Source organism: Arhodomonas sp. KWT, from assembly GCF_010993615.1.
Window position 1 is genome coordinate 1 of record NZ_WNXE01000324.1, and the last position, 2,167, is coordinate 2,167.

General features: G+C 70.2%; 2 protein-coding genes. One reads left to right on the forward strand and one right to left on the reverse strand.

Features of this window, described 5'->3' with window-relative positions:
• Nucleotides 1-78: 78 nt before the first annotated feature.
• Nucleotides 79-879, reverse strand: a complete 801-nt coding sequence (locus G7A99_RS18450) for a hypothetical protein (RefSeq protein WP_163142931.1) — start codon at nucleotides 877-879, stop codon at nucleotides 79-81.
• A 156-nt stretch (nucleotides 880-1,035) separates the two neighbouring features.
• Here G7A99_RS18450 and G7A99_RS18455 point away from each other — a divergent pair, with 156 nt between their 5' ends.
• Entirely contained in the window at nucleotides 1,036-1,941 is a 906-nt protein-coding gene (locus G7A99_RS18455) for a CHAD domain-containing protein (protein WP_163142935.1), read from the forward strand.
• Nucleotides 1,942-2,167 lie beyond the last annotated feature (226 nt).

Sequence of the window (2,167 nt, forward strand, 5' to 3'; positions counted from 1 at the left end):
TGGCGGCGAGGGCCCGCAGGGGCCCGCCCATCACGCCCAGTGCCGTCAGGGCCTGGAGGAATCGCCGCCGCTGCATGCTCAGAACACCTTTTCCTTGTCGTCGCCCGCCTTGGCCGCGAGGCCCTCCGCGCGCTCGAGCTTCTCCTTCATCGCGTCCACCGCCCCACGGAGCTCGGAGAGCTCGGCGCCCTGGTCGATCAGCCGGGGCAGCGTCACGTTGAAGGCCTTCTCCAGCGCCTCGACGAGCTCGGCGTCCTGCTCGATGAGCAGTCCCTCGATGCCCTCGAAGCGCTCCATGTACGTGCTGTGCACGAGTTCCCTGGCCTCCTTCGTCTCGCCCTCGGCATACTCGGCGACAACGCGGTCGAGATTGTGTTCGATCTCCCCGATCGTTGCCACCGGCCCGGACGCGCCGTGCCCGTGTTCCTCCTGCCCGCCGCGCTTCTGCTGCATCGCGGCCAGGCGTACGGCGCCCACGCCCTGCCAGAGCGCGTGATCCAGTGCGTCCACCTGCTCGCGGACGGCCTCGTCCGGGCGCTCCTTCTCGATGGCCTCCTTGACGCCGTAGATGCCCTGCCAGATCGATGAGTAGATCGTGGCGGCGGTGGTCTCGACGGCGGCGTGCAGCTTCACGGACTCCCATTTGTCGATCAGGGCCTGGGGATCCGCTGCTTCGCCCCTGGCGTAGGCATCGGCGAGGCCGCTGGCGGTCTCGGTCATGGCGCGGGCGTCCGAGACATAGGTGTCGATGTGCTCGTGCATCGCCTTGACGTGTTCGCCGGCTTCACCGTCGGCCTGGACGGCGCTGCTGAACAGGGCGCCGGCGGCCAGCGCCGCGGTCGCGATGGTGCAGAGCGTGCGGCCGGTTCGGTTGGTCATCGGGGCGTCCTCCGTCAGTGGATCGTTAATCGCGTGATTGAGGATGATAACGATTCTGTTTCTCTGGAAGAAGCCCCCAGCGCTGCGCTGTAACAGTGCGCGCCACGTAAATGGTTAGAATGTGACGAGACGCATGACCGGAATGACGTACAGGCCATGAGCAGCGGATATCGCATCGATCCACGCCGCGGTGCCGACGACGAGGTCCGGCGGGTCGTCGCGGACCGAATCGAGCGTGCCGACGAGGCGCTTGCCCTGCCCGGGGACCGGCGCGCCGAGGGCGTGCACGAGGCGCGCAAGCGGCTGAAGGAGATACGCGCCGTTGTCCGCCTGCTGCGTCCGCATCTGGGCAGGCGTTTCCGTGGCGAAAACACCCGCTACCGTGACATCGCCCGGGGGCTGTCGGGCATGCGCGACGCCGCCGCCCTGGTGGAATGCTGGGACGCCCTCGCCGCCGACGAGCCCCGCCGGTTCTCCAGTACGGCGATGCAGCGCGTGCGCGAGCGGCTGGCGGCGCGCGCCGACGAGGCGGGGCAGGGCGCGGACGCCGACGCGATCGCCGCCGCCCGGCAATCCCTCGGCGATGCGCGCGCCGCGCTGACTGATTGGCCGTTGCCGCGGGGCGGCTTCGCGCTGTTTCGCGGCGGCCTTGCCCGGACCTTCGGCGACGGCGCACGCGCGCTGGCGGCGGTGGAGAAGGGGGTTACCGACGAGCGGCTGCACGAGTGGCGCAAGCGGGTGAAGGACCACTGGTACCACACCTGCCTGTTCGAGCGCTGCTGGCCGGAGATGCTCGAGGCCCGGCGCCGGTGCCTCAAGGGACTGTCCGACGCCCTTGGCGACGACCACGACCTCGCCGTGATGCATGCGCTGATGGCCGAGGAGCCGGCGCTGTTCGGTGCCGCCGCTACCCGTGCCGCCATCGTCCGGGCCGTCTCGCGGCGCCGTACCCGGCTGACGCGTCGGGCCGTGGCGTCCGGGCGGCGCCTCTACGCCGAGGAGAGCAATGTGCTGGTGGCGCGCTGGCGCGCCTACTGGCGTTTGACCCGCAAGGGCCGATGAATGTCCGCCTCCCGCGGGGTATTCGCCCGGAGGAGAGGGCGGCATGACCGGGGAACGCATGACCCGGGCATCGTTGCCGACAGGCCGCGACGCCCCGCCCGGGACGGTCGCGGGCACCCTGAACACACTCGTACGGGACGCCGCGGAGTGACATGAACATCCTGGCACTGCACAACCTCAAGGGCGGCGTCGGCAAGACCGCCGCCGCCGTCAATCTCGCCTGGGA

Excerpts from the sequence above, each read along its gene's own strand:
- G7A99_RS18450 (WP_163142931.1), bottom strand. The coding sequence starts at position 879 with ATGACCAACCGAACCGGCCGCACGCTCTGCACCATCGCGACCGCGGCG.
- G7A99_RS18455 (WP_163142935.1), top strand. The coding sequence starts at position 1,036 with ATGAGCAGCGGATATCGCATCGATCCACGCCGCGGTGCCGACGACGAG.